The organism is Caldithrix sp., from assembly GCF_056497305.1.
Map to the genome: position 1 here is coordinate 1 of NZ_JBSMDE010000038.1, position 3,333 is coordinate 3,333.

The following is a 3,333-nucleotide window of genomic DNA, read 5'->3' on the forward strand; positions in this document are numbered from 1 at the left end:
AAAGGAGATACATTGTATGAAAAAATCACATCTATTGCTGGCGATCTGTTTGTTTACCTTTTACGCGGGAGGCGTTTTGTTGAGCGCTAACAATGATGAAATCGAAAAGAAGATTCAAGCTCTGCTCAGTCAGATGACCTTAAAAGAAAAAGTGGGGCAGATGACGCAGGTTACTCTGGAAGTGGTTTCAGAGAAACGGCCGGACGGGGCTTTTGAAAATCGGTTAGACCTTAATAAGCTAAGACGAGCCATCGTCGATTATGGCGTTGGTTCCATTTTAAACACCGGCGGCGCGGCGAATACGGCCCGCAATTGGCTGGAAATGATTACCGTCATGCAAAAAATGGCCACGCAGGAAACGCGGCTGGGCATTCCCATTCTTTACGGGATCGATGCCATTCACGGATCGAATTACATCAAAGAAGCCACGCTCTTTCCGCAGAGCATTGCCATGGCCGCTACCTTTAACCGCCAGCTTTCCCGTCAGGAAGGGGAAATTACAGCCCTGGAGACCAGGGCGGTTGGCATTCCCTGGAATTTTAATCCCGTTTTAGGCCTGGGGCGTCAGCCGTTATGGCCGCGTTTCTGGGAAACGTACGGGGAAGATGTGTATTTGACCAGCGAAATGGGCAAAGCTTACATCCTGGGCTTACAGGGCGGGGATGGCGATATTTCCAGGCCCGATCGCGTGGCGGCCTGCATGAAACATTACGCCGGTTACAGCTTTCCCCTGTCCGGACACGATCGCACCCCGGCCTGGATTCCCGAGCGCATGCTACGCCAAATGTTCCTGGTGCCCTTTAAAACGGCTGTCGATGCCGGCGTTTACACCGTTATGATCAATTCTGGCGAAGTCAATGGCATTCCGGCCCATTCCAGCCACTTTTTGTTAACTCAGATCCTCAGGAAAGAATGGGGCTTTAAGGGCCTGGTGGTTAGCGATTGGGAGGATGTAAAACGGTTGTACGACCGTGACCACGTTGCTTCTTCGCCAAAGGAAGCCGTGAAAATGGCCGTTCTGGCCGGGCTGGATATGAGCATGGTACCCTATGATTTCTCCTTTGCCGAATATCTTTATCAGCTCGTTAAAAAGGGCGAGGTTCCTGAAAGTCGCATTGATGACGCGGTGGCCAACATTTTGCGCGTTAAATTTTATGCGGGACTCTTTGAAAAGCCCTTTCCCGATCCGCAAAGGCTGCATCTTATCGGCAAACCGGAATTTGCGCGGGTTAGCCTGAACGCCGCTCGCGAAGCCATTACTCTGTTGAAAAACGAAAATAACATTTTGCCCTTACAAAAAGATGTTAAAATTCTGGTAACCGGTCCCACAGCCAATTCCAGAGCCTATTTAAATGGCGGCTGGACGTACACCTGGCAGGGAGACGACGAGCGTTATTATCCCGCGCATTTTAAAACCATCTTACAGGCCATTACCGAAAAAGTGGGCGAGCAAAACGTGGTTTACGTACAGGGCGCTGATATTGAAACAGAAAAGAATGTGGACGAGGCCGTTCAAAAAGCCAGAGATGTGGATGTGATCGTCGCCTGCCTGGGCGAGGCGACCTATTGTGAAACGCCGGGCAATATCAATGATTTGCAATTGCCTCAGGCCCAGCGGACGCTGATTCATCAACTGGCCAGAAGCGGCAAACCCATTGTACTGGTGCTGGTGGAAGGGCGGCCGCGCGTGATCAACGACATTGTTCCCAGAGCAAAAGGCATTGTAATGGCTTACCTGCCGGGACCTTACGGCTCTGATGCCATCGTCGAAGTGCTGTTCGGAGAGGTAAATCCCTCTGGCAAACTGCCTTTTACCTATCCAAAACACGTCAACCATCTGGTTTGTTACGATCACACCTATCTCGAAGAATTTGACGTTAATCGTTACGATCCGCAATGGCCCTTTGGATTTGGACTGAGTTACACGGTCTTTAAGTACAGAAATCTAAAAATCAATAAGAAGGAGTTTAAAAAAGGCGAGCCCATAGAACTCAGTGTAGAGGTACAGAATGCGGGTCAGCGCAAAGGTAAAGAGAGCGTTCTGCTTTTTGTGAGTGATCTGTACCGTTCGGTGGTGCCACCCGTTAAAGAGCTCAAAGGATTCAAAAAGGTGGAGCTGGATCCAGGACAGGTGAAAACCGTGCAATTCGTATTAAAGCCAGAAGATCTGGCCTTTGTCAATAGAGAAAACCGCTGGACCGTGGAAGCAGGAGAATTTAAAATTACGGTGGGAGATCAATCAGCAACCTTCAAGCTCGTTGATGAAAAATAATCATTGGGAAAAATTTCTGCTAACGTTTGCATTGTTTTATGGTTTCTCTTATCTTCAGGAAAATTTTATTGGACAGGAGGTAGCGTTTTATCATGAGTGCGATAGGATTAACTTTTATCGATTGGGTTATCATTGCCATCTATTTTGCCTTTGTGCTGGGCATTGGCCTCTATTTGAAGCGATTTACCAAAACACAGGAAGATTTTTTTCTTGCCGGACGGAGGAATAATTCCTGGGTGGCCGGACTGGCCTTTCTTTCTGCCAATCTGGGCGCCCTGGAATTGATGGGCATGACCGGAAACACGTTCAAGTACGGCATGTTTGTGGCCCATTTTTACTGGATTGGCGCCATTCCGGCCATGCTCTTTTTGGGCATTTACATGATGCCTTTCTACTACAGCAGCCGAATCAGTTCTGTGCCAGGCTATTTAAAGTTACGCTTTGATGAAAAGACACGCGTCTTGAATGCTATTTCTTTTGCCATCATGACCCTGCTGGTTTCGGGCATCAATTTGTACGCCATGGCCCTGGTTTTGCACACCTTTTTAGGCTGGAGTTGGCATGCCAGCATGTGGGCCTCGGCTTTGACGGTGGCAGTCTACGTCAGTTTGAGCGGTTTAATGTCGGCCATTTTTACGGAAATCATTCAGTTCTTCCTCATCTGGTTTGGCCTGTTTCTGGTTACCATTATGGGCGTAATTGAAATCGGCAGCGTTGAAGAGATATTGGCTCGCGTACCAGAATCATTCAATACCCTCTGGTCCACTTCGGCTTCTGCTTCACAAAACGGCATGATGATCACCTGGGGCGGTATTGTTTTAGGTCTGGGATTTGTGCTGTCGTTTGGTTACTGGACAACCGATTTTCTGGTGGTTCAGCGCGCTTTTTCGGCCAAGGATTTACGAAGCGCCCGGATGACGCCCATCCTCGCTTCCTTTTTCAAGATGGCTTTGCCGTTCATCGTCATTTTTGGCGGATTAATCGCTTATGTGCTGGCGCATGATCCCCATTCCGGCTTTCATTTGCTGCAGGACGGCAATAAAATCAATTACGATTCGGCT

2 protein-coding genes are annotated in these 3,333 nt (G+C 48.6%); both read left to right on the forward strand.

The features are described 5' to 3' along the window. The first annotated feature begins 16 nt into the window (after nt 1-16). Complete coding sequence (locus tag ACWB0I_RS03235; protein ID WP_479386598.1) at nt 17-2,272, forward strand: glycoside hydrolase family 3 N-terminal domain-containing protein; 2,256 nt, start codon at nt 17-19, stop codon at nt 2,270-2,272. 92 nt (nt 2,273-2,364) lie between these two features. Continuing rightward, on the forward strand, nt 2,365-3,333 hold a 969-nt coding region (locus tag ACWB0I_RS03240), incomplete at its 3' end, for a sodium:solute symporter family transporter (RefSeq protein WP_479386599.1).